This window comes from Erwinia artemisiae (genome assembly GCF_051400835.1).
In the GTDB taxonomy this organism is placed as follows: domain Bacteria; phylum Pseudomonadota; class Gammaproteobacteria; order Enterobacterales; family Enterobacteriaceae; genus Erwinia; species Erwinia aeris.
On the sequence record NZ_JBLFFM010000006.1, the window covers coordinates 195,891 to 219,525 of the forward strand.

General features: G+C 58.0%; 21 protein-coding genes and 1 pseudogene. 2 read left to right on the forward strand and 20 right to left on the reverse strand.

Features of this window, described 5'->3' with window-relative positions; genetic code table 11:
• Positions 1-9: 9 nt before the first annotated feature.
• Positions 10-489, reverse strand: a complete 480-nt coding sequence (gene secM / locus ACMGEE_RS14985; RefSeq protein WP_253455275.1) for a secA translation cis-regulator SecM — start codon at positions 487-489, stop codon at positions 10-12.
• 21 nt (positions 490-510) lie between these two features.
• Between secM and ACMGEE_RS14990 the strand changes: the two genes are divergently transcribed.
• A complete protein-coding gene (locus ACMGEE_RS14990; protein ID WP_125289002.1) occupies positions 511-1,023 on the forward strand; it encodes a DUF721 domain-containing protein in 513 nt (170 codons plus the stop codon).
• A gap of 3 nt (positions 1,024-1,026) precedes the next feature.
• Here the strand turns inward: ACMGEE_RS14990 and lpxC are convergent, their stop codons facing one another.
• From lpxC to ilvI, 19 genes and pseudogenes are all read right to left on the reverse strand, one after another.
• Complete coding sequence (gene lpxC / locus ACMGEE_RS14995) at positions 1,027-1,944, reverse strand: UDP-3-O-acyl-N-acetylglucosamine deacetylase (RefSeq protein ID WP_125289001.1); 918 nt, start codon at positions 1,942-1,944, stop codon at positions 1,027-1,029.
• Positions 1,945-2,045: 101 nt separating this feature from the next.
• Entirely contained in the window at positions 2,046-3,203 is a 1,158-nt protein-coding gene (gene ftsZ / locus ACMGEE_RS15000; RefSeq protein ID WP_125289000.1) for a cell division protein FtsZ, read from the reverse strand.
• A gap of 72 nt (positions 3,204-3,275) precedes the next feature.
• Positions 3,276-4,532 (reverse strand): cell division protein FtsA, encoded by a 1,257-nt coding sequence (ftsA, locus tag ACMGEE_RS15005; protein WP_125288999.1) that lies wholly within the window; start codon positions 4,530-4,532, stop codon positions 3,276-3,278.
• The gene (gene ftsQ / locus ACMGEE_RS15010; protein WP_253455276.1) at positions 4,529-5,368 is read right to left on the reverse strand and encodes a cell division protein FtsQ; all 840 of its coding nucleotides are present in this window, start codon (positions 5,366-5,368) and stop codon (positions 4,529-4,531) included. The genes ftsA and ftsQ overlap by 4 nt, the downstream gene beginning before the upstream one ends.
• A 1-nt stretch (position 5,369) precedes the next feature.
• A complete protein-coding gene (locus tag ACMGEE_RS15015; protein WP_253455277.1) occupies positions 5,370-6,290 on the reverse strand; it encodes a D-alanine--D-alanine ligase in 921 nt (306 codons plus the stop codon).
• Positions 6,283-7,755 carry a UDP-N-acetylmuramate--L-alanine ligase gene (gene murC / locus ACMGEE_RS15020; RefSeq protein ID WP_301251452.1) on the reverse strand — a complete coding sequence of 491 codons (1,473 nt, stop codon included), beginning with the start codon at positions 7,753-7,755 and terminating at the stop codon, positions 6,283-6,285. The genes ACMGEE_RS15015 and murC overlap by 8 nt, the downstream gene beginning before the upstream one ends.
• Before the next feature lie 58 nt (positions 7,756-7,813).
• Positions 7,814-8,872, reverse strand: a complete 1,059-nt coding sequence (gene murG / locus ACMGEE_RS15025) for an undecaprenyldiphospho-muramoylpentapeptide beta-N-acetylglucosaminyltransferase (protein ID WP_301251453.1) — start codon at positions 8,870-8,872, stop codon at positions 7,814-7,816.
• Positions 8,869-10,083: a cell division protein FtsW gene (gene ftsW / locus ACMGEE_RS15030; RefSeq protein WP_253455280.1), complete on the reverse strand. Its 1,215-nt coding sequence runs from the start codon at positions 10,081-10,083 to the stop codon at positions 8,869-8,871. The genes murG and ftsW overlap by 4 nt, the downstream gene beginning before the upstream one ends.
• On the reverse strand, positions 10,083-11,399 hold the full coding sequence (gene murD / locus ACMGEE_RS15035) for a UDP-N-acetylmuramoyl-L-alanine--D-glutamate ligase (RefSeq protein WP_436830288.1): 1,317 nt from the start codon (positions 11,397-11,399) through the stop codon (positions 10,083-10,085). Before murD ends, ftsW begins: the two co-directional genes overlap by 1 nt.
• A gap of 2 nt (positions 11,400-11,401) precedes the next feature.
• Positions 11,402-12,484: a phospho-N-acetylmuramoyl-pentapeptide-transferase gene (gene mraY / locus ACMGEE_RS15040; protein ID WP_253455282.1), complete on the reverse strand. Its 1,083-nt coding sequence runs from the start codon at positions 12,482-12,484 to the stop codon at positions 11,402-11,404.
• Positions 12,478-13,839: a UDP-N-acetylmuramoyl-tripeptide--D-alanyl-D-alanine ligase gene (gene murF, locus ACMGEE_RS15045; RefSeq protein ID WP_436830289.1), complete on the reverse strand. Its 1,362-nt coding sequence runs from the start codon at positions 13,837-13,839 to the stop codon at positions 12,478-12,480. Before murF ends, mraY begins: the two co-directional genes overlap by 7 nt.
• Positions 13,836-15,323 carry a UDP-N-acetylmuramoyl-L-alanyl-D-glutamate--2,6-diaminopimelate ligase gene (gene murE / locus ACMGEE_RS15050; protein WP_301730715.1) on the reverse strand — a complete coding sequence of 496 codons (1,488 nt, stop codon included), beginning with the start codon at positions 15,321-15,323 and terminating at the stop codon, positions 13,836-13,838. The genes murF and murE overlap by 4 nt, the downstream gene beginning before the upstream one ends.
• Positions 15,310-17,074 (reverse strand): annotated as a pseudogene (locus tag ACMGEE_RS15055) (peptidoglycan glycosyltransferase FtsI). The gene murE and the pseudogene ACMGEE_RS15055 overlap by 14 nt, the downstream one beginning before the upstream one ends.
• 8 nt (positions 17,075-17,082) lie before the next feature.
• On the reverse strand, positions 17,083-17,403 hold the full coding sequence (ftsL, locus tag ACMGEE_RS15060; protein WP_253455285.1) for a cell division protein FtsL: 321 nt from the start codon (positions 17,401-17,403) through the stop codon (positions 17,083-17,085).
• Positions 17,400-18,341 carry a 16S rRNA (cytosine(1402)-N(4))-methyltransferase RsmH gene (rsmH, locus tag ACMGEE_RS15065; protein WP_253455286.1) on the reverse strand — a complete coding sequence of 314 codons (942 nt, stop codon included), beginning with the start codon at positions 18,339-18,341 and terminating at the stop codon, positions 17,400-17,402. The genes ftsL and rsmH overlap by 4 nt, the downstream gene beginning before the upstream one ends.
• Before the next feature lie 2 nt (positions 18,342-18,343).
• Positions 18,344-18,802, reverse strand: a complete 459-nt coding sequence (gene mraZ / locus ACMGEE_RS15070) for a division/cell wall cluster transcriptional repressor MraZ (protein WP_125288986.1) — start codon at positions 18,800-18,802, stop codon at positions 18,344-18,346.
• A 546-nt stretch (positions 18,803-19,348) separates the two neighbouring features.
• Positions 19,349-20,359 carry a catabolite repressor/activator gene (cra, locus tag ACMGEE_RS15075; RefSeq protein WP_253455287.1) on the reverse strand — a complete coding sequence of 337 codons (1,011 nt, stop codon included), beginning with the start codon at positions 20,357-20,359 and terminating at the stop codon, positions 19,349-19,351.
• Positions 20,360-20,551: 192 nt separating this feature from the next.
• The gene (ilvN, locus tag ACMGEE_RS15080) at positions 20,552-21,043 is read right to left on the reverse strand and encodes an acetolactate synthase small subunit (protein ID WP_125288984.1); all 492 of its coding nucleotides are present in this window, start codon (positions 21,041-21,043) and stop codon (positions 20,552-20,554) included.
• A gap of 2 nt (positions 21,044-21,045) precedes the next feature.
• Positions 21,046-22,767 carry an acetolactate synthase 3 large subunit gene (gene ilvI / locus ACMGEE_RS15085; RefSeq protein ID WP_253455288.1) on the reverse strand — a complete coding sequence of 574 codons (1,722 nt, stop codon included), beginning with the start codon at positions 22,765-22,767 and terminating at the stop codon, positions 21,046-21,048.
• 365 nt (positions 22,768-23,132) lie between these two features.
• On the opposite strand from ilvI, the gene ACMGEE_RS15090 reads away from it, so the two are divergent.
• Entirely contained in the window at positions 23,133-23,420 is a 288-nt protein-coding gene (locus ACMGEE_RS15090; protein WP_253455289.1) for a hypothetical protein, read from the forward strand.
• Positions 23,421-23,635: the final 215 nt, after the last annotated feature.

Consider the following 23,635-nt stretch of genomic DNA (forward strand, 5'->3'; position numbering starts at 1 on the left):
ATAGTCGATTTATGCGAGAGAGACAGGCCCGGCGCGAATGCCCTGCACGCTGGCCAGCCACAGGCCGGTCTGATAGCGAGGCGCGTCGGTTGTTTGCTGCGGCGTGGTCTGGCGAACAATCGCGGGCGGTCTGGCTTCATGCGTGAGTAGCGCATTCAGCGTGTCCAGCAGCGCCAGCCGATGCACCTCAAGCGGCGTGGCCTGCTCAATAACGGCAGCGGGCGTCAGCGTAAAAGAGAGATGGCGAATAACGGTGCGGATGGCGTGTTGATGCCAGTAATCCACATTAAAGCTGGCGCGACGCGCGTTTAACAACGCAAGGCTGTCGAAGCGCACGCTATTATTGATATTCAGGCTTCTGGAAGCCGTTTCTGGTAAGGTATCACCTGAGGCGTGAGGCAGACCAAAGCTCGCCGCGACCATCCCCAACAGGAGATGCGGCCAGAAGTAACGTCTGCCAAATTGTCGCCAACAATTAAGAATACCCACTGTTTTCCGCCGGAGCCTGCTATGCGCGATAGTCGCCCGCAATCAATTGAAAGTTTTTTCGAAGCTGCCGAAGGCCAGAGTATGCTGCAATCCATTCAGCAACGCGCTATTGCGCTGAATAAGCTGAACCGTGCGTTGCAGGGTATTATCCCGGCTCAGCTGCATCCCTGGTGCCGCGTGGCGAATTTCCGCCAGGGCGTTCTGGTGCTTGAAACCGCTAATGCCAGCTGGATGATGCGCTTACGCTATGAACAATCCAGCCTGCTGTCAGCTTTACGAGCGCAAATATTACCATCATTGACGTCAATCGACATCAGGATAAATCCAACGATGGCGGCAAAAGCTCAGGAAAACGCGCAGGAAAACAGCGTTCGGCCAGCAAAAGAGAATAATCTGGGGCGTCAGCTTAGCGAAGAGAGTGCGGAAATTTTACGGGGAGTCGCGAGCCGTAGCCCGGAAAAACTAAAGAAAACATTAGAACGACTGGCCTTGCTGGCCGGAGAGAGTACCCGCTCAACCAGTCGTCATAAATAGTGCTTAAGCCAGCACCAGGTTTGGCGCACGGAAGGTCACCGGCAGCTCGGCTTCGTCTTCAAACGTTGCCCATTCCCAGGCTTCCTGCTTCGCCAGCACGGCCTGCAGCAGCTTGTTGTTCAGCGCGTGACCACCTTTGAACGCGGTAAACGCGCCAATGATGTTGTGTCCGCACATAAACAGGTCGCCGATCGCATCCAGCATTTTGTGACGCACGAACTCGTCCTCAAAACGCAGGCCGTCTTCGTTCAGCACGCGATAGTCGTCCACCACGATGGCGCAGTCGAAGCTGCCGCCCAGGCAAAGACCGCGAGACTGTAACGCCTCGATGTCGCGCATAAAGCCGAACGTACGGGCACGGCTGATTTGACGCGCAAAGGCTTCAGCGGAAAAATCCATGCTGTAGCGCTGTGAGCTGGCGTCGATAGCCGGGTGCTTAAAGTCGATGGTGAAATCGAGCTTAAAGCCGTTGTGCGGGACCAGTTCGGCCCATTTGTCGCCGTCTTCAACCCGGACAGGCTGTTTGATGCGCACAAATTTTTTCGCGCAGTTCAGCTCCTGAATACCCGCGTCCATCAGCAGATAAATAAAGGGCGCCGCGCTGCCATCCATAATAGGGATTTCAGGCGCGTTAACTTCCACCACGATATTATCAATGCCGAGACCGGCAAGGGCCGCATTCAGGTGCTCGACCGTGGAAATACGCACGTCATGCTCGTTGACCAGACAGGTACAGAGCATGGTATCACGCACGGATTTGGCATCAGCCGGGAAATCAACCGGTGGATTCAAGTCAGTGCGACGATAGATGACCCCGGTGTTAGCCGGCGCAGGGCGTAGCGTCAGAGTGACTTTCTTGCCGGTATGCAAACCGACGCCAGTCGCCTGAACAATACGTTTTAATGTCCGTTGTTTGATCATCGCATTATCTCGCAAAATTACTCATCCGACCGCCAGTATAAATCACTGACGGGCGAACACTTTAACACAAAGAGCGGAGAACCCCAACCTTCAGGGAATTCTTAGTCCGCCTGCTTACGCAGGAAGGCCGGAATATCCAGATAGTCAGGCTCTTTGTTGGTTTGCGTGCCGGGCTCGTTGACCACCTTCGCCGCAGGCTTTTGTTCCTGAGGCAGCGGCGCCATACCGTGCTGCTGATAACGATGATCCATAACAGGCTGAGTCTGTGCCTGCTTGTTGGTCACCAGCGTGATTTCCGGACGTTTGTCCATGCCGATGCCGGTTGCGACCACGGTCACACGCAGCTCGTCGTTCATTTCCGGATCCAGCGAGGTACCGATAACCACGGTCGCGTTGTCGGAAGCGAAGGCGCGGATAGTGTTACCCACGGTTTCAAATTCGTCCAGACGCAGGTCGAAACCAGCCGTGATGTTGACCAGTACGCCGCGCGCGCCGGAAAGGTCGATATCTTCCAGCAGCGGGCTGGAGATCGCCATTTCGGCCGCTTCTTCCGCACGGTCTTCGCCGCACGCCACGCCGGAGCCCATCATCGCATAGCCCATTTCGGACATCACGGTGCGCACGTCGGCAAAGTCGACGTTCATCAGGCCCGGACGGGTAATCAGTTCGGCAATGCCCTGCACTGCGCCTTTTAGCACGTCGTTAGCCGCGCCGAACGCGTCCAGCAGAGAAATACCGCGACCCAGCACTTTCAGCAGCTTGTCGTTTGGAATAGTAATCAGAGAATCGACATGCTTGGAGAGCTCGGCAATACCCTGCTCCGCGAAAGCCATACGCTTCTTGCCTTCAAAATTGAAAGGCTTGGTCACGACGGCCACGGTCAGGATACCTAAATCTTTGGCTACTTCGGCCACGACCGGCGCCGCGCCGGTACCGGTGCCGCCGCCCATACCTGCGGCGATAAACACCATGTCCGCGCCTTCCAGCGCCTGACGTAATGCTTCACGATCTTCTTCCGCTGAATTGCGTCCTACTTCCGGGTTTGCCCCGGCACCCAGACCCTTGGTAATCCCGTTACCGATTTGGATGGTCTGGCCTACTGCCGTTTTGCGCAACGCCTGAGCGTCGGTGTTAACGGCAAAGAATTCTACGCCTTCGATGCGCTCACGCACCATATGCTCTACGGCGTTACCGCCGCCGCCGCCGACGCCGATGACTTTAATCACCGCGTCATTGGTTAATTCCATAGGTTCAAACATAATTTCTCTCCGTTATGTGCCTGTCGCCTGGAGATCATAAAATAAGCCTAGCATGATCTCCTTTTCTCTAAATTAAAACTCTTTTTTCAGCCAGCTGTTGATTCGCTTGAACCAGTTGCCCACTGACGCTCTTTTTTCCACATCCGCCTCACCGTTAAGATGAGACTCTTTTCCGTAGTGCAGAAGCCCGACAGCCGTCGAATAGTAAGGCTCCTGCGCATAATCTGTTAAGCCGGTGATATTCAGCGGCTGGCCGATGCGTACCTGCGTATGAAACACGCGCTGCGCGCAGGCCGCCAGGCCTTCAATCTGCGCTGCGCCGCCGGTCAGGACGATGCCTGCGGCCAGGTGATGCTTGACGCCCTGCTGACGCAGCTGCTCCTGCAGCTGTAAAATCTCGTCGTTGACCAGGTTCAGCAGCTCGGTATAGCGCGGCTCAATGACCTCTGCCAGCGTCTGGCGCTGCAGGCTGCGCGGCGGCCGTCCGCCCACGCTCGGCACCTCGACGTTTTCGTCTTTGCCGACGATGGAGCCGAGCGCGCAGCCGTGACGCACTTTAATGGCTTCCGCATCGGTCGGCGGCGTGCCGAACGCATAGGCGATGTCGCTGGTGACCACATTGCCCGCATACGGGATAACCTTGGTGTGGCGCAGCGCCCCGCCAGTATAGACCGCGATATCCATTGTGCCGCCGCCGACGTCCACAACGCAAACGCCCAGCTCGCGTTCATCTTCGGTCAGCACGGCGAAACTGGAGGCCAGACCGGCGAAAATCAGTTGGTCAACTTTCAGGCCGCATCGTTCAACCGCTTTAACGATGTTTTTCGCCATATCGTTATGGCAGGTGATCAAATGGACTTTCGCCTGCATACGCACGCCCGATAAGCCTACCGGATTTTTGATCCCTTCCTGATAATCGATCGCATATTCTTGCGGAATAACGTGCAAAATCCGGTGTTCGTCACGAACACGCACGGATTTCGCGGTGTGCACCACGTTTTCCACATCTTCCTGGGTCACTTCCTCTTCTGAAATAGGAACCATCCCTATTTCGTTCTGACAGCTGATGTGTTTTCCGGACAGCGCCAGATAAACCGACGAAATCTGGCAGTCCGCCATCAGTTCGGCCTGGTCAATTGCACGCTGTACGCACTTGACGACCGACTCCAGGTCGTTGACGCCGCCTTTATCCATGCCGCGAGAAGGACAGCTACCCACCCCGATGATATTGACCATACCATCGGGCAAAACTTCCCCTACCAAAGCGGCGACCTTCGCGGTGCCGATTTCCAGTCCAACTACCAGTTTTCTGTCCGTCGCCTTGATCATTGTTGTTTAACCTGTGCCTGATTCTGTTGCTTATTACCGTCAGTGGTCTGAATAAGTGGCGGTGCCCAGCCTACTGCCGCGCCAGAGTCGTATCGCAGGTCCACATAACCGATCCGCTTATTTTCCGCTTGCGCCTGCTGCTGGAGCGTCGGCCAGAGCTGAATGAAGCGTTTCAGCCGCTTCATATCCTCGTTGCGTCCCAGTTCCAGACGCGTATCGTCATCCAGCACCAGCTGCCATGAACGCCGCGCCGTCATTGACGCCGCCTTCAGCTTAAATTTTCCGGCGGCCAGCATAGCGTCCATCTGATGGTAGCCTGCCAGCACTTCGGATTCGCTGCCTTCCGGCCCGTAAAGCATCACCATCTTCTCTTTGCCGAGGTGATTAGCCGGCACGCTGAACGATTTTCCCGTTGCATCAACCAGATGCAGGTCATTCCAGCGGGCAACGGGCACATATTCAACCAGATGAATCTTTAATTCGTCCGGCCACTGCTTACGCACGCTGACCTGTTGGATCCAGGGCAGCCGTTCGATCTGCTGCTGGATAACATCCACGTCCTGCGACATAAAAGTGCCAGGCTCGCCCAGCGACAGGATAGCCTGACGAATATCGTCGTTGGTGGTGTAGTGCATTTGCCCCGTCACCACCAGCCTCGACAGCGGCAGCCGGGACGCGTCGTTCATCCAGCGTACCACTACGTAACCGCCTGCCGACATCACGCCAAGCACTATCAACAGGAAAAGAATGCCGGCCAGCCGCGAGCCGTTGCTGCGGCCGGTGCGCGCTTTTTCCTGCGCCTCGCGATTGCGAACATTCAGAGCAGCCTGGGACATATCAGTCCGCCAGTTCCAGAATGCGGGCTACCAGCTGCGAAAAGCTCATGCCGGCCTGCTTAGCGGCCATCGGCACCAGGCTGTGGCTGGTCATGCCGGGCGAGGTATTCACCTCCAGCAGGTAAAACTGGCCGTCGCCGCCCATCATCAGATCGACGCGTCCCCAGCCGCTACAGCCCAGCGCGCGCCACGCTTTAATCACGATCTCGCTCAGTTCCGCTTCCCGCTCGGCCGATAAACCGCTTGGACAGAAGTACTGCGTTTCGTCAGAAAAGTATTTTGCTTCATAGTCATAGAACTCCGAAGCCACCTGAATACGAATGGAAGGCAGAATATCGTCGCCGATCACCGCTACGGTGTATTCCGGGCCGCTCAGAAACGCCTCTACCAGCACGTCGTCGTCGTGACGGAAAGCCTCGGTCAGCGCAGCCTGAAGCGAATCAGCGTCGTTAACGCGGCTGATGCCGACGCTGGAGCCTTCGCTGCTGGGCTTAACGAAAACCGGCAGGCCCAGCGCTGCGATACGGGCGCGGATCTCGTCGTTAAGCCCGGCGTCCATCTCTTTACGGGTAATCGCCACGTAAGGCGATACCGGCAGGCCGCAGCCCTGCCACAGGCATTTGGTGCGCAGCTTGTCCATGGTAATGGCGGAAGCCATCACGCCGCTGCCGGTATAGGGAATAGCCAGAAACTCCAGCAGCCCCTGCAGGGTGCCGTCTTCGCCGCCGCGACCGTGCAGCGCGATAAAAGCTTTATCGAAGCCTTCTTCTTTCAGGCGCGTTACCGGAAAATCACGGATATCGACGGCATGCGCGTCGATGCCCGCCTCAAGCAGTCCGCTCACCACGGCGTTGCCCGACATCAGGGAAACGTCGCGTTCCGCAGAAGTGCCACCCAGCAATACCGCTACTTTCTCAGCCATGATGTTTACCTTCTTTCTGCGGTTGTAACTTATTTTCAGCAAGCGTGCGGGCAATACGACCAACGTTGCCCGCGCCCTGCACCAGAATTAAATCGTTGCCGGACAGCTTCGGCGCCAGCATTTCCAGCACGGCGTCATGGTCCGACACCAGGATAGGATCCACTTTGCCGCGCCCACGGATGGTGCGGCACAGCGAGCGACTGTCGGCACCGGGGATCGGCGTTTCGCCAGCGGAGTAAACGTCCAGCATCAGCAGCACATCCACCTGAGACAGCACGTTCGCGAAATCGTCATAGAGATCGCGGGTGCGCGTATAGCGATGCGGCTGGAAGATCATTACCAGCTGCTTGTCCGGCCAGCCCGCGCGGGCCGCTTTGATCGTGGCGTCAACTTCCGTGGGATGATGACCATAATCGTCAACCAGCATCGCGGTGCCCTGCACGCCGTTCACTTCCTGTAGCGGATACTCGCCCAGGAAATCGAAGCGACGACCGGTGCCCTGGAAGCTTTCCAGCGCGCTCAGGATTTCTGCATCGTCAATGCCCTCTTCCGTCGCGACGGCTACCGCGGCGGCGGCGTTCAGCGCATTGTGGCGGCCAGGCGCGTTCAGCGTCACCTGCATCAGCGGCTTATCGTGGCGGGCCAGCGTGAAGTGGCCCTGCGCGCCGTGCTGCTCGTAGCTGGCGATACGCACGTCGGCATCTTCGCTAAAGCCGTAAGTGGTGATCTGGCGGCCTACGCGCGGGATCAGATCGCGGATCACCGCGTCATCCACGCAGAGCACCGCGCGGCCATAGAACGGCAGGTTGTGCAGGAAATTGATAAAGGTCTGCTTCAGGTTCTCAAAATCGCCCTGATAGGTATCCATGTGGTCAGCTTCGATATTGGTGACGATAGCCACCATCGGCTGAAGGTGCAGGAAGGACGCATCGCTTTCATCCGCTTCCGCAATCAGATAGCGGCTGCTGCCCAGGCGCGCATGGGTGCCGGCCGCTTTGACCAGACCACCGTTAACGAAGGTCGGATCCAGGCCGCCTTCCGCATAAATGCTGGAGACCATGGCCGTGGTCGTGGTTTTTCCGTGCGTCCCGGCGACGGCGATGCCGTGACGGAAGCGCATCAGCTCGGCCAGCATTTCCGCCCGACGGATCACCGGAATGCGGGCTTCACGCGCCGCGATAAGTTCCGGGTTATCCTGCGACACCGCGGTGGATACCACCACCACGCTGGCGTCGCTGACATTTTCAGGACGATGGTTAAAATAGATGGTCGCTCCCAGCGCGCTCAAATGCTGCGTGACCGCATTCGGCGCCAGATCGGAACCGCTGATTTCATAGCCTTCGTTGGCCAACACTTCGGCAATACCGCCCATGCCGGCACCACCGATGCCAACAAAGTGAATGTGCCGGACGCGACGCATCTCGGGCACGATAGAACGCAGTTTTGCCAGTTGTTGTGTATTCATCTCTTTCTGCCTGTCGGTACCTGCTGGCACCCTGTTCCGGGACAAGTCTCGTCCTGTGCTATAGCGCCGCTTTGCTGACTTCGGCTGCGACACGCTCGGTCGCATCCGGGATCGCCACGGCACGGGCCTTCGCCGCCATCGCCATCAGCGTTGGGCGATCCCATGCGGCCAGCGTCTGCGCCACGGTGTCAGCCGTAAACTGCGGCTGCTCGTAAATTTTTGCCGCGCCCGCTTTTTCCAGCGGCAGCGCGTTCCAGTACTGCTGACGATCTTTATGCTGAAACGGCACGAAGATCGCCGGTAAGCCTGCGGCGGCCACTTCGCTGACCGTCAGCGCGCCGGAGCGGCAGACGATAACGTCCGCCCAGGCGTAGGCCGCTGCCATATCGTCAATAAATTCGGTGACTTTATGCTGCGTCTGTCCAACCTTACCGTAGGCGTCGTTGACTTCAGCCAGCGCGCCTTTGCCCGTCTGGTGCCACAGCGTAATGCTGTCGCCCAGCTTCGCGGCCACCTGAGGCAGCGTCTGGTTCAGCACGCGGGCGCCCTGGCTGCCGCCGATAACCAATACGCGAACCGGGCCGCTGCGATCGGCCATACGTTCAGCAGGCAACGGCAGAGCAAGCACGTCTGTCCGTACCGGGTTGCCGACCACATCCGCATCAGGGAACGCGCCGGGAAACGCCTGCATCACTTTTTTGGCGATTTTCGCCAGCCACTTATTGGTTAATCCGGCGATGCCGTTTTGTTCATGCAGCACCACCGGAATACCGCAGCTCCACGCCGCCAGGCCGCCCGGCCCGGAAACGTAGCCGCCCATGCCCAGCACCACGTCCGGTTTATAAGCCTTCATGATTGCGCGGGCCTGGCGTACGGCGTGGAAAATCCGCAGCGGCGCGGCCAGCTGCGCCTTCAGCCCTTTGCCGCGCAGGCCGCTGATGCGAATAAAATCGATGTCGATGCCGTGTTTCGGCACCAGATCGGCCTCCATACGGTCAGCCGTGCCGAGCCAGCGCACCTGCCAGCCCTGCGCCATCAGATGGTGCGCCACCGCCAGCCCCGGAAAAACGTGTCCTCCGGTGCCGCCGGCCATAACCATCAGTCGCTTCCCTTTCATCGACTACCTCGCGTAAACGCCTGGGCTTTTGCCAGACGCGTTTCATAATCTATGCGTAACAAAAATACGATGGCGGTTGACATAATTATCAGGCTGGAGCCGCCGTAACTGATCAGCGGCAGCGTCAGGCCTTTGGTCGGCAGCATACCTGCTGCGGCGCCAACGTTAACCAGCGCCTGGAAGCTAAACCAGACGCCGATAGAGCAGCCCAGAAAACCGGCGAAGCGCTGGTCAAGCTCCAGCGCGCGGCGCCCGATGGACATCGCGCGAAAAGCGACGAAGAATACCATTAACAGCGCTAAAACCACACCGATATAACCCAGCTCTTCACCGATAATCGAGAAGATAAAGTCGGTGTGCGCTTCCGGTAAATATTCCAGTTTCTGTACCGAGTTGCCCAGCCCCTGGCCCCAGAATTCGCCGCGGCCAAACGCCATCAGCGACTGGGTCAGCTGGTAGCCGCTGCCAAAGGGATCTTCCCACGGGTTCCAGAAAGAGGTGACGCGCCGCATACGGTAAGGTTCGGCAATAATCAGCAGGCAAACCGCAAAAATACCGGAGCCGATGATCGCCAGAAACTGCCATAATTTTGCGCCAGCCAGGAACAGCATCGCCAGCGTGGTGACAAACAGCACCACCACGGTACCCAGATCGGGCTGCGCCAGCAGCAGGACCGCCAGCACCACCATCACGCCCATCGGCTTGCAGAAACCCCAGAAGTTGTTGCGCACTTCCTCTACCTTGCGCACCAGATAGCTGGCGAGATAGCAGAACAGCGAAAGCTTGGAGAGCTCCGCAGGCTGGATACGCAGCGGGCCGAGCGCAATCCAGCGCGAGGCGCCGTTTACCGAACTGCCCACCACCAGCACAATCAGCAGCATCACCACCGTGACCAGCAGCATAATGTTGCTGTAGCGCTGCCAGAAAGCCATCGGCACGCGCAGCGTGACCAGCCCGATGCCGAACGCCAGCACGATGTAAAAGGCATCGCGCTTGGCGAAGTAAAAAGGATCGTCCGATAAACGCTGGCCCACCGGCATGGAGGCCGACGTCACCATCACGAAGCCGATAATCGCCAGCCCTATCGTCAGCCAGAGCAGCGTGCGGTCGTAAAGCACCATGGTGCTGGCATCGCTCTCGCGCGAGCCCATCACCCACTCTTTCAGGCGTTCTGACAGCCAGCTGGCAACGCTTAAACCCGGAACACGCATCAGCCCAGCTCCTTTGCCAGTCGAGTGAACACGTCGCCGCGCTGCTCGAAGTTTTTAAACTGATCGAGGCTGGCGCAGGCCGGCGACAGCAGCACCATATCGCCCGACTGCGCTTTGGCGGCAATCTGCTGCATGGCTTCCTGCATCGTTGCGGTCTGCACTGCCCTTTCCGGGCGCAGCACCGCCAGCGCGGCCGCATCCCGACCAAAGCAGTAAATTCTGATGTTATCGCCCTGTAAGTAGCGAGCCAGCGGAGTGAAGTCGGCGGATTTGCCGTCGCCGCCCAGCAGCAGCCAGAGCGTGCCCTGCACGGTCAGACCGTTCAGCGCCGCTTCGGTGCTGCCGACGTTGGTCGCTTTGGAGTCGTTGATCCAGCGAATGCCGTTACGCTCGTGCGCCAGCTGGAAGCGGTGCGCCAGGCCGGTAAAGGTAGTCAGCGCTTTCAGGCTGGAGGCGCGAGGCAAACCCACGGCATCGGCCAGCGCAAGGGCCGCCAGCGCGTTGGTATAGTTATGCTGGCCGACCAGGGACATCTCGCTGGTGTTCAGCACTTTTTCGCCCTTAACGCGCAGCCAGGTGCTGCCCTGCTGGCGCGTCAGGTGATAGTCGCCGACGTCGACGCCAAAGCTGATGCAGCGTTTATCCGCGCCGCGTACCGGCATGGTCATCGCATCGTCCGCATTCACAATGCACGCGTCTGCCTGTTCGTAAACGCGCAGCTTGGCCGCCCGATACTGCTGCATCCCGAACGGATAGCGATCCATATGATCTTCCGTCACGTTCAGGATGGTCGCCGCCGCCGCTTTCAGGCTGTGGGTCGTTTCCAGCTGGAAGCTGGAGAGTTCCAGCACGTAGAGCCGGGCGGGCTGAGCAAGCAGCATCAGCGCCGGCAGGCCAATATTGCCGCCCACGCCGACCTGCCAGCCTGCGGCTGTAGCCATCTCGCCCACCAGCGTGGTCACGGTGCTTTTGCCGTTAGAGCCGGTGATCGCCACAATCGGCGCCTGCGCCTCGCGGCAAAACAGCTCGATGTCGCCTACGATCTCCACGCCCGCTTTCGCCGCCGCCGTCAGGGACGGATGCGACAGCGCCAGCCCGGGGCTGGCGACAATCAGATCGGCGCTTTGCAGCCAGTCGTCGTTCAACGAACCCAGCCAGCGTTCCACTTCTGCTGGCAGCTTTTCCAGGCCCGGCGGAACAAGTCGGGTATCCATGACGCGCGGCGTGACGCCACGCGCTAAAAAGAAGTCAACGCACGACTGCCCGGTCAATCCCAGACCGATAATGACGACTTTTTTACCCTGGTAATCAGTCATTATTACCGCACCTTCAGCGTCGCCAGGCCAATCAGCACCAGCATCAGTGAAATGATCCAGAAACGTACGATAACGCGCGGTTCCGGCCAGCCTTTAAGTTCGTAATGATGATGAATAGGCGCCATGCGGAAAATTCGCTGGCCGCGCAGCTTGAACGACCCCACCTGTAGGATCACCGACAGGGTTTCCACCACAAAGACGCCGCCCATAATCACCAGCAAAAACTCCTGACGCAGCAGCACGGCGATGGTGCCCAGCGCGCCGCCCAGCGCCAGCGATCCGACGTCACCCATAAAGACCTGCGCCGGATAGGTGTTAAACCATAAAAAGCCCAGCCCGGCACCGACGATTGCCGTACAGACAATCACCAGTTCGCCTGCGTGGCGCAGATAGGGAATATGCAGGTAGTTAGCGAAGTTCATATTACCGGTGGCCCAGGCAACCAACGCAAAACCGGCGGCCACAAAAACGGTAGGCATGATCGCCAGGCCGTCCAGCCCGTCGGTCAGGTTCACCGCATTACCGGTGCCGACGATAACGAAGTAGGCGAGCACCACGTAAAACAGGCCAAGCTGCGGCATGATGTCCTTGAAGAACGGCACCACCAGCTGCGTCGCCGGCGTGCCTTTTCCTGTCGCATAGAGCGTAAAGGCGACGCCCAGCGAAATCACCGACATCCAGAAATATTTCCAGCGCGCGATCAGCCCTTTCGTGTCTTTACGCACCACCTTGCGATAATCGTCCACAAACCCAATGATGCCAAAGCCCACCAGCACCACCAGCACGCACCAGACGTAAGGGTTGGACGGATAGGCCCACATCAGCACCGAGACGGTAATGGAGAACAGGATCATAATGCCGCCCATGGTCGGCGTGCCGCGCTTGCTGAAGTGCGATTCCGGGCCGTCGTTACGCACGACCTGACCGAAGGACATTTCCTGCAGGCGGGCGATCATGCGCGGCCCCATCCACAGCGAGATAAACAGCGCGGTCAGCAGGCTGACGATGGCGCGAAACGTCAGATAGGAAAAGACGTTAAAGCCTGAATAAAAAGCGACCAGATGTTCGGCCAGCCAGACTAGCATGCTCTTTTCTCCTGTAAGCTCTGTACTACCTGCTCCATGGCGGCACTACGTGAACCTTTAACTAAAATGGTGATCGTCGGCTGTTCCGCCAGCAGCGTCCGCAGACGCGCCGTGACGGCAGCCTTATCGGTAAAATGTTCGCCCACGCCGCTGGCCTCGCCGATAGCACGGCTTAATGTGCCCACGCTAAGCACCTTATCAATACCGGCACGACGGGCCGCTTCGCCCACTTCGCGATGGCACGCTTCGGCCTCCTCGCCCAGCTCCGCCATATCGCCGGTGACCATCACGCGATAGCCCGGCATGTCCGCCAGCACCTGAGCCGCTGCGGTCATCGAACCGACGTTGGCGTTATAGCTGTCGTCCAGCAGCAGCTGATTTTCCGCCAGCAGAACCGGGAAAAGGCGGCCCGGCACGGCTTCAAGCTGGCCTAAGCCAAGCTGTACCGCTTCCAGGGAAGCGCCGACGGAGATAGCCAGCGCGGCGGCGGCCAGCGCATTCGCGATATTGTGACGCCCCGGCAGCGGCAGCTGAACGGCTACGCTGCCTACAGGCGTTTTCATCACAAAATGGGTGCCCGCGCTGGTGATTTGCACATCGCTGGCGGCAAACTCGCTTTCGGCCTGCGGTTGGGAAGAGAAATGCCAGACCGTTTTGCCCTTCAGCATCGGCTGCCAGTTAGCCTCGTCGTTGCTGTCGGCGTTCAGAATGGCGGTGCCGTTGTCCGGCAGCCCCTGAAAAATTTCGCCTTTGGCTTTGGCCACGCCTGCCAGCGAGCCGAACCCTTCCAGGTGCGCGGCCGCCAGGTTGTTGACCAGCGCCGTTTCCGGTCGCGCCAGGCTGGTGGTCCAGGCGATTTCGCCCTGATGGTTAGCGCCCAGCTCAATCACCGCGTACTGGTGCTGCGCGCTCAGACGCAGCAGCGTCAGCGGGACGCCGATATCGTTATTCAGATTGCCTGCGGTATACAGCGTTTCGCCGCACTGGCGCAGAATGGCGGCGGTCATCTCTTTGACCGAGGTTTTGCCGGAAGAGCCGGTCAGCGCCACGACGCGCGCCGTCGACTGCTGGCGAACCCAGCCGGCCAGCCGGCCCAGCGCTATGCGCGTATCGCTGACCACCACCTGAGGAACCGCAACAGGTAAGTGCTTACTGACTAACAGAGCCGCCGAACCGGCCGCTATTGCGTCGCCGACCAGCTCGTGCGCGTCAAAACGCTCGCCCTTCAGCGCGATAAACAGACAGCCGGCGCTTATCTTGCGCGTATCGGTGGTCACTTCGCTAAAGGTAAGGTCGCTGCCGATTAGTTCACCGCCGGTGATCTCAGCCAGCTTTTGCAGAGAGAGTGCGATCATGCCATCACCCCCAGCAGACGCGCCACGGTTTCGCGGTCGGAATAGTCCAGCCGACGGTTGCCGACGATTTGATAATCTTCATGACCTTTACCGGCAACCAGCACGATATCTTCTTCTTTAGCCTGCATGATGGCGTTAGTGACCGCCTGTGCTCGCCCGGCTACCACGCGGGCGCGGCCCGGATCGAGCAGGCCGGTCAGAATGTCGGCCACGATAGCGGCAGGATCTTCGCTGCGCGGGTTATCGTCGGTGATCACCACCACGTCGGAGAACTGCTCGGCAATGGCGCCCATCAGCGGACGCTTGCCTTTGTCGCGATCGCCGCCGCAGCCGAAGACGCACCACAGCTTGCCTTTACAGTGCAGGCGAGCGGCCTCCAGCGCTTTTTCCAGCGCGTCCGGCGTGTGGGCATAATCCACCACTACCGTTGGCTTCGCGGGCGCGCTGAAGACTTCCATACGGCCGGTGACCGGCTGTAGTCGGTTGCCGGTCGCCACCAGCTCGTTGAGCGGATAACCCAGCGCCAACAGCGTTGCCAGCGCCACCAGCAGATTGCTGACGTTAAACGCGCCCATCAGACGGCTTTCCAGCTCGCCGCCGCCCCAGCTGGAGTCAAAACGGATAGCGGCGCCGTTGTCGTGATAGCGCACGTCCGTCGCCTTCAGCCAGCGGCCATGACAGCCCGGCTCCAGGTTATCTTCCAGCGTAACGGCAACGGCGTCCGGCAGGTTCGCCAGCCAGCGGCGTCCCGTCTCGTCATCGGCATTGATAATGGCCTGGCCGACCATGTGCTCGGAGAAAAGCAGCCATTTGGCGGACTCATAGCGCGTCATATCACCGTGGTAGTCCAGGTGATCGCGGCTGAGGTTGGTAAAGGCCGCAGCGGCAAAAGGCAGCGCCGCTACGCGATGCTGCACCAGACCGTGGGAGGAAACCTCCATCGCGGCCAGCGTCGCGCCCTGCTCCACCAGCGAAGCCAGCGTCTGCTGTACCTCAACCGCCGAGCCGGTCGTGTTTTCAACCGGCGCCAGATGGCCGTAAAGGCCGTTGCCGACGGTGCCCATCACCGCGCCGGTTTCGCCCAGCAGCTGCGCCCATTGCGCCAGCAGCTGAGTAGTGGTGGTTTTGCCATTGGTGCCGGTTACGCCAATCAGGCGCAGTTTTTCGCCCGGCTGCTGATAAAAGCGCCCGGCCAGCGCGGAAAGCCGCTGGCTCAGCTGCGCCAGATAAATCACCGGCACGCCGTGCACGGTAGTGATGTCGCCATCTTCCGCTTCGCCTTCCGCTTCGGCGATAATCGCCGCCACGCCCTGCGCGATAGCCTGGGGAATAAAACGACGGCCGTCTGCCGTATGGCCTTTTACGGCGACAAAGAGATCGCCGGCAGCCGCTAAACGGCTGTCCAGGATCATTTCACGCAGCGGCAGCGCGGGCGCGCCAGGCACCCACGGCGCCAGTAAGTCGTGCAGATTACGATCTGTCACTTGATCCCTCACTTATTGTCTACCAGCTCGTTTTTCTCAACGACCGGTAGCGCATCAGGTTCGATATTCATGGTGCGCAATACACCGCCCATAATGGCGCCAAACACCGGAGCCGAAACCGCGCCGCCGTAATATTTACCGGCCTGGGGATCGTTGATCACCACCACCAGCGCAAAACGGGGACGGCTTGCCGGTGCAACGCCGGCGGTGTAGGCAATATATTTGTTAACGTAGCGCCCGTCCGGCCCGACTTTTTTCGCCGTACCGGTTTTAATGGCGATGCGGTAGCCTTTGATGGCCGCTTTTACGCCGCCGCCGCCGGGCAGCGCCACGCTCTCCATCATATGCATGACGGTGCGAACCACTTCTTCAGAAAATACGCGCTGTCCGCCCACGGGCGGATCGACTTTGGTAATCGACAGCGGGCGATAGAGACCATAGCTGCCGATTGTGGCGTAGACTCGCGCTAACTGTAACGGCGTTACCATCAGCCCGTAGCCGAAAGAGAAGGTGGCCCTCTCTATGTCAGACCACCGTTGTTTTTGGGGATATAAGCCACTACTTTCTCCGACCAGTCCCAGATTGGTCGCTTTACCCAGTCCAAAGTGCGAGTAGGTTTCTACCAGCGCCGAGGACGGCATCGCTAACGCCAGCCTGGAAACGCCGACGTTACTCGATTTTTGCAGAACGCCGGTCAGCGTCAGCTCGTTATAGCGGGCCACGTCTTTGATCTCATGGCCGTTAATGCGGTAAGGCACGGTGTTCAGCACGCTGTTTTCCCGCACCACGCCGCGCTGTAGCGCGGTCATGACCACCATCGGTTTGACGGTTGAACCCGGCTCGAAAATATCGGTGATGGCGCGGTTGCGCATTACGTCTTTGGTAACGCCGGTAAGGTTGTTCGGGTTATAGGCCGGGCTGTTGGCCATCGCCAGCACTTCGCCGGTGTTAACATCCACCAGCACGGCGGTGCCCGACTCCGCCTTGTTAAAGGCGACGGCATTGTTCAGTTCGCGATAGACCAGCGCCTGCAGGCGTTCGTCAATGCTCAGCGCCAGGTTGTGCGCCGCCCGGCTGTCTACGGAAGAGACATCCTCAATCACGCGGCCATGGCGGTCTTTGCGCACGGTGCGCTCGCCCGGCTCGCCCGTCAGCCATTTATCAAAGCTCTTTTCGACGCCTTCAATGCCCTGACCATCAATGTTGGTAAAGCCGATCAGATGTGACGTGACCTGCCCTGCCGGATAGTAGCGACGCGACTCTTCCCGTAAAAAGATGCCGGGAAGCTTGAGTTTTTTAATGTAGTCGCCGATGGCCGGATTGACCTGGCGCGCCAGATAGACGAAGCGCCCTTTGGGGTTGGCGTTAACGCGCGCCGCCAGCTGATCCAGCGGAATGGAAAGCGCATCGGAAAGCGCCTGCCAGCGGCTGTCCAGCGTGATGCCGCCTTTGGCGTGCAGCTCTTTCGGATCGGCCCAGATAGCGTTGACCGGCACGCTGACGGCCAGCGGCCGCCCGGCGCGATCGGTGATCATGCCACGAGAGGTCGGAACGGCCTGGACGCGCAGCGAGCGCATATCGCCTTCCCGCACCAGCTTATCCGGGTTAATCACCTGCAGATAAGCCATGCGCGCCAGCAGTCCGCCCAGCGCGAGTAAAATACAGCCGCACAACAACGCAAAACGCCAGCTGACAAAGCTGGCCTGATCTTCCTGACGTTTTGTCTTAAGCGTCTTAACTGCGGCTTTCATTTATGCCCTTATGGCTGTACCACAATATTTTCCTGCGAAGGATCGACATGCTGCATTTGCAGTTTTTCCATCGCCGTTCTTTCCACGCGGCTGTGATCGCCCAGCGCATTCTCTTCCAGAATCAGGTTGCGCCATTCGATATCCAGCGCGTCGCGTTCCAGCACCAGCTGCTCGCGCTGCGCGGTGAGCAGGCGGGTTTTATGCGCCGTGGTCACCACCAGCACCGCAGACACGAGCACGGCGACAGCCAGGATCAGCGGGATTTTGCCGTGGCGTAAAAGATCGCCTGCAATCACGCCGGGTAAACTGTGTCGCTCGTTGCCGATCATGCGTCTGTTCTCTCAGCGATACGTAATACGGAACTGCGCGCGCGCGGGTTTTCCGCCACTTCCGCTTCGCCCGGCATCATTTTGCCCAGCGCTTTAAGCTGACGGCCGCCGAGTTTGCTCAGCTGCGCTTCCGTCATCGGAATACCGGCCGGAACCTGCGGGCCACGGCTCTGTTCGCGCATAAAGCGTTTGACGATACGGTCTTCCAGCGAGTGGAAGCTGATCACCGACAGGCGGCCCTGCGGCGCCAGCGCGGAAAGCGCGCCTTTCAGCGCTTTTTCAATCTCTTCCAGCTCGCTGTTGACCCAAATACGGATAGCCTGGAAGCTGCGCGTTGCCGGATGCTTGAATTTATCTTTTACCGGCGTAGCGGCATAAATCACGTCCGCCAGCTCTTTGGTGCGGGTCATTGGCTGCTCGCGGTTGCGCTCGACGATGGCGCGCGCGATGCGTTTTGCGAAGCGCTCTTCGCCAAAGGTTTTCAGCACAAAGGCGATATCGCTCTCCTCTGCCTGAAGCAGCCACTGCGCAGCAGATAAGCCTTTGGTCGGATCCATGCGCATATCCAGCGGGCCGTCGCGCATAAAAGAGAAGCCGCGTTCGGCATCATCCAGCTGCGGCGAAGAGACGCCCAAATCCAGTAAAATGCCGTCGATGCGGCCGGTCAGCCCGCGCGCGTCAACATACTCCGCCAGCGCGGAGAAAGGCCCATGTATAATGGTAAAGCGCGGATCGGTAATGGCGGCGGCGGCGGCAATAGCCTGCGGGTCGCGGTCGATGGCGTACAGACGCCCCTGTTCGCCCAGCGCGGAGAGGATCAGTCGGGAATGCCCGCCTCGTCCAAAGGTGCCATCAATATAGATGCCGTCTGGTTTGATATTGAGGCCGTTGACCGCCTCGTCCAGCAGCACCGTGGTATGTTTAAAATTTTCCTGCATAGCTATAATGACAAGTCCTGCAAGCGCTCAGATAGCGGTTCCTGAGACGACTGCTCCGCGTCAATATCCTCCCTGACTTGTTGATACCAGGTCTGTTCATCCCACAGCTCAAACTTGTTAAACTGTCCAACCAGCATCACTTCTTTGGTCAGATTCGCGTGCTGACGGAGCGTACCCGCAATCAGCAAACGGCCTGCATTATCCATCTGGCATTCGCTGGCATGACCAAGCAACAAGCGCTGAATACGGCGCTCTACCGGGTTCATGCTCGATAAGCGAGCCAGCTTACGTTCAATAATTTCCCATTCAGGCAGGGTGTAAAGCAGCAGGCATGGCTGATGGAGGTCAATAGTACACACCATTTGCCCCTGAGATTCCCCGATCAGCGTTTCGCGGTAGCGCATGGGCACAGCCAGTCGCCCTTTGCCGTCGAGATTGACTAACGTTGCTCCACGGAACATGCCAGTCTTCCCCTTTGATTACCCTTAAGTCCCACTTTACACCACAAATTCCCACCCGGAGGAGTGTACGGAGCGGAGGAAATCATTGTCAAGCGACAGCGCAGGCCCTGAAGAATTATTTCTTTTCCAGAAAAAACAGCAAAGAGTTAAAAAAGAAGCGCCTTTAGCGCGCTATCGAAAATTAAACTAATGAATAGTGACGGGAAATTGATGAGAAATTCTGAGTTGTTCAAAAATATACCAGCCGTTACCCGTAAAATTCCGGCCGCCAACTTTAGCCGTTGACCGGTATTTTAAGGAATTTCCTAAGAAAATGGCCTGATAGTGCCGTTCTGCCTGATGCGGCAGCGAAGGCGTGTCGCTAACGTTTTAATAAGCGTGCATTTTCGGAAAGTTAAAATCATTTGAAACTTTATCTTTACTTTTATTTACGCTAACGACAAACCAAAAACGCACCGGTCTTATTTGGGCATCCGGCACCGCGCGAAAAGTTGCGAAACCAGAAAAATAAAAGGTGCCAATAAAAGACACCCTTTTAGCAACTGATTAACTTCCTTTACGGCTCAGGCGTCCACGCCGGTAAAGATTGCGACGGATACGCGTCAGGCCGGGTTTTGGCTTACGCGGCTCGTCCAGGCTGGCCAGCACCAGTTCCAGCACCCGCTCGGCCACGTCGCGATGACGCTGACCTACCGCCAGTACCGGACAATCCAGAAAATCCAGCAGCTCATGATCGCCGAAGGTGGCTATTGATAAATCGGTCGGCATCCGCCCTTCCCGCTTGAGCGCCACGTCCATCACGCCCTGCAGCAGACCAAAAGAAGTGGTAAACAGCGCATCGGGCATGGCGTGCGTTTCCAGCCAGGTTTCAAACAGCGCCGCCGCCGCCGTGCGCTCAAAGCTGTTGGCATAGATATAGTCGATATGGCGCTCGTCGCCCTGCCACGCCTGGCGAAAGCCCATTTCACGCAGGAAGCTGACGGACAGCTCCGGCAGCGCGCCGAGGTAAAGAATGGATTCAGCCGGCTGCTTGCGCAGTTCGGCCGCCAGCATCTCGGCATCATCCTGATCGGCGCCGACGACGCTGGTGAAGTGTTCGCGATCCAGTGCGCGATCCAGCGCTACGATCGGCAGCGGATCGTTAATCCAGCGCTGGTAAAAAGGGTGTTCCGGCGGCAGGGAGGTCGAAACGATAATCGCGTCTACCTTGCGCTGTAACAGGTGTTCCACGCAGCGCATTTCGTTATCCGGCTGATCTTCGGAGCAGGCGATCAGCAGCTGATAGCCGCGCTGACGGGCCTGGCGCTCCAGATAATTCGCGATCCGCGTATAGCTGGTATTCTCTAAATCGGGAATAACCAGGCCTATCGAGCGGGTACGCCCTGCCCTTAAGCCTGCGGCGACCGCATTAGGGTGATAATTATGCTCGCGAACCACCGCCATGACTTTTTCTACGGTCTTGTCGCTGACACGATACTGCCGGGCTTTTCCGTTTATAACGTAGCTGGCCGTCGTGCGCGATACACCAGCAAGACGCGCAATTTCATCCAGTTTCACAATAACTCCACGCTTCAGGCACCATGACGGCGCAGAAAAAATAGCCATGTCGCGGCTAAGGATAAGATAATCTTACATCTAACGGCTGCGCCAGCAACCTCTTTTAGCCCCAGTCGGGAGCTTTCTGGCAAAAATAAAAAAACCCGGCATTACGCCGGGTTAGAAGCTTTTCGCAATTATCACGCGGGGCAATCAGCGCATAATTCGCTCGCCGCGCGCAACACCGACAACGCCTGAACGTGCAACCTCAACGATTTCCGCCACTTCACGAACGGTGCTTAAAAAAGCGTCCAGCTTGTCGCTGGTGCCCGCCAGCTGAACCGTATAAAGCGAAGGCGTCACGTCGACGATCTGCCCACGGAAGATTTCCGCGCTGCGCTTAACCTCTTCACGCCCGTAGCCGGTCGCCTGGATTTTCACCAGCATGATCTCGCGCTCGACAAACGCGCCCTGGCCCAGCTCCGTGACGCGCAGCACGTCCACCAGCTTGTGCAGCTGCTTTTCAATCTGCTCCAGCACCTTCTCGTCACCCACGGTCTGAATAGTCATCCGCGACAGCGTCGGATCGTCAGTAGGCGCGACGGTCAGGCTTTCGATGTTGTAACCGCGCTGAGAAAAAAGCCCTACTACCCGCGATAATGCGCCGGATTCGTTTTCCAGCAGTACCGATAAAACACGACGCATAATTATGTCCTCTCCGTTTTGCTCAGCCACATTTCGTCCATTCCGCCGCCGCGGATCTGCATCGGGTAAACGTGCTCGCTGCCGTCAACGTTAACGTCCACAAACACCAGGCGGCCTTTACGCAGCTCTACCAGCGCCTGGCTCAGTTTTTCTTCCAGCTCATGCGGATGATTAATGCCGATGCCGACATGGCCGTAAGCCTCCGCCAGCCTGATAAAATCGGGCAGCGACTCCATATAGGATTGCGAATGCCGTCCCGAATAGATCATATCCTGCCACTGCTTCACCATGCCCAGATAGCGATTGTTAAGGCTCAGCACCAGCACCGGCAGATTATATTGCAGCGCGGTCGACAGCTCCTGAATATTCATCTGAATACTGCCGTCGCCCGTGACGCAAACCACGGTTTCCTCCGGCAGCGCCAGCTTGACGCCCAGCGCGGCAGGCAGGCCGAAGCCCATCGTGCCCAGACCGCCCGAGTTGATCCAGCGGCGCGGCTTGTCAAAGGGGTAATAAAGCGCGGCGAACATCTGATGCTGCCCCACGTCGGAGGTCACGTAGGCGTCGCCGTTGGTCAGACGCCAGATCGTTTCGATTACCGCCTGCGGTTTGATTTTCTCGCTGCTGCGATCGAACGCCAGGCACTGACGCGCTCGCCACTGTTCGATGCTCTGCCACCAGTCGCGCAGGCTGTCGCAATCCTGCTCGCTGTGCTGTTTTAGCATCTCCAGCATCTGCTTCAGCACATCGCGGGCATCGCCGACGATCGGCACATCTGCCGGCACGGTTTTGGAGATAGTCGCGGGATCAATATCAATATGCAGCACCGTCGCGTTCGGACAATACTTCATTAAATTATTGGTGGTGCGGTCATCGAAACGCACGCCAACGGCGAAAATAACGTCGGCATTGTGCATCGTCATATTCGCTTCATAGGTGCCGTGCATCCCCAACATGCCTAAACACTGGCGATGGGTGCCGGGGAAAGCGCCCAGGCCCATCAGCGAGCAGGTCACCGGCAAATTGAGTTGTTCGGCGAACTCGCGCAGCTCGTTGGCGCAGTCGGCATTGATTACGCCGCCGCCCGCATAGAGAACGGGTTTTTTCGCCGCCAGCAGGCTTTGCAGCGCGCGCTTGATTTGGCCCCGATGCCCCTGCGTCGTGGGATTGTAAGAGCGCATACTGACCGATTCCGGCCACTGATACGGCAGCTTGTTCGCCGGATTCATCATATCTTTTGGCAGGTCGATCACCACCGGGCCGGGACGCCCGCTGGCCGCCAGCCAGAAGGCTTTTTTCACGACGGTGGGGATATCTTCAACCTGCCTCACCATAAAGCTGTGTTTGACGATCGGCCGCGAAATACCGACCATGTCGCACTCCTGGAAGGCGTCATAGCCAATAAGGGAGGAAGGAACCTGCCCGGAGAGCACGACCATAGGAATAGAATCCATATAGGCGGTGGCAATGCCGGTAATAGCGTTGGTGGCGCCCGGCCCGGACGTGACCAGCACCACGCCGGTTTCGCCGGTAGCGCGTGCGTAGCCATCGGCCATATGTACAGCGCCCTGCTCATGGCGCACCAGCACGTGGTCAATGCCGCCCACGGTTTGCAATGCGTCATAGATATCCAGTACTGCCCCGCCGGGGTAGCCGAACACATGTTTTACGCCCTGATCGATTAACGATCGGACCACCATCTCGGCTCCTGACAACATCTCCATTTTTGCCTCCAGGCTTTAAGGTGCTGATTTACCGACGTGCTTAACGCGCTTATGCAGAAAATAACGCCTGCCTGCCGATAAGTTCAAAACCTGTGTTTATTCAACCGCTAAAAATATTTTCAGCGGCCAGGTACAGGGCGATGCCCGTTTTATTTTTGCTTTGAGTGAAGATTTACCATAACCGCAGAAAACCCGACAGGCAAACGTCCTGCACGTGACTGATGAATGAAAGCCCTTATTAAGGCACTACCTGTTTCGCTAACGCGTCGACGTTTACACTAACTATTCGCCAGGAAAAAAGCGGTTTATGCTGACTGCGCTTTATTTTCCAGTGTGATCGTTTCGTTATTAATGAGTGAACTTCTTTGAATAAAGTTTACCTGTTCAAACATCGCGGCGGATTTAGTTTTTTCTGCTGCTTCCCGATCTATCTGAAAAAGAATGCGCTAACTAACCGGGCATTGTTGGTGAAAGTTGTTTATAAGAAAAACCTATGTAATATCCTGATAAAAAAGGCTATTTTTGCTAAAAACCGCCAGCACTCCCTTTTGTTTTTCGATGGTTTTCTGCTGGGCGGCCTGCCGTACGCCTTTTTGTTCTGTCTGCCTTTGCTGAGCCAGAATAATTTCTCTGCGCTGATTTTACGTCGCTAATTATAACCTTGTGACTCGCCTTGACATCGCCCCCCGCTTTCAAGTATCAATAAAGGAACAGCAAATTTATGAGGCCTGACTCAATGATCCGTACCCTCCTCCTACCTGGTCTACTACTAAACGCATATTTATGCGCGGTAGACTTGTGGGCGGAATGAATCACTGATTCAGGCTTGCAAACTAAAAAACCCGCGCTACTGCGCGGGTTTTTTTAT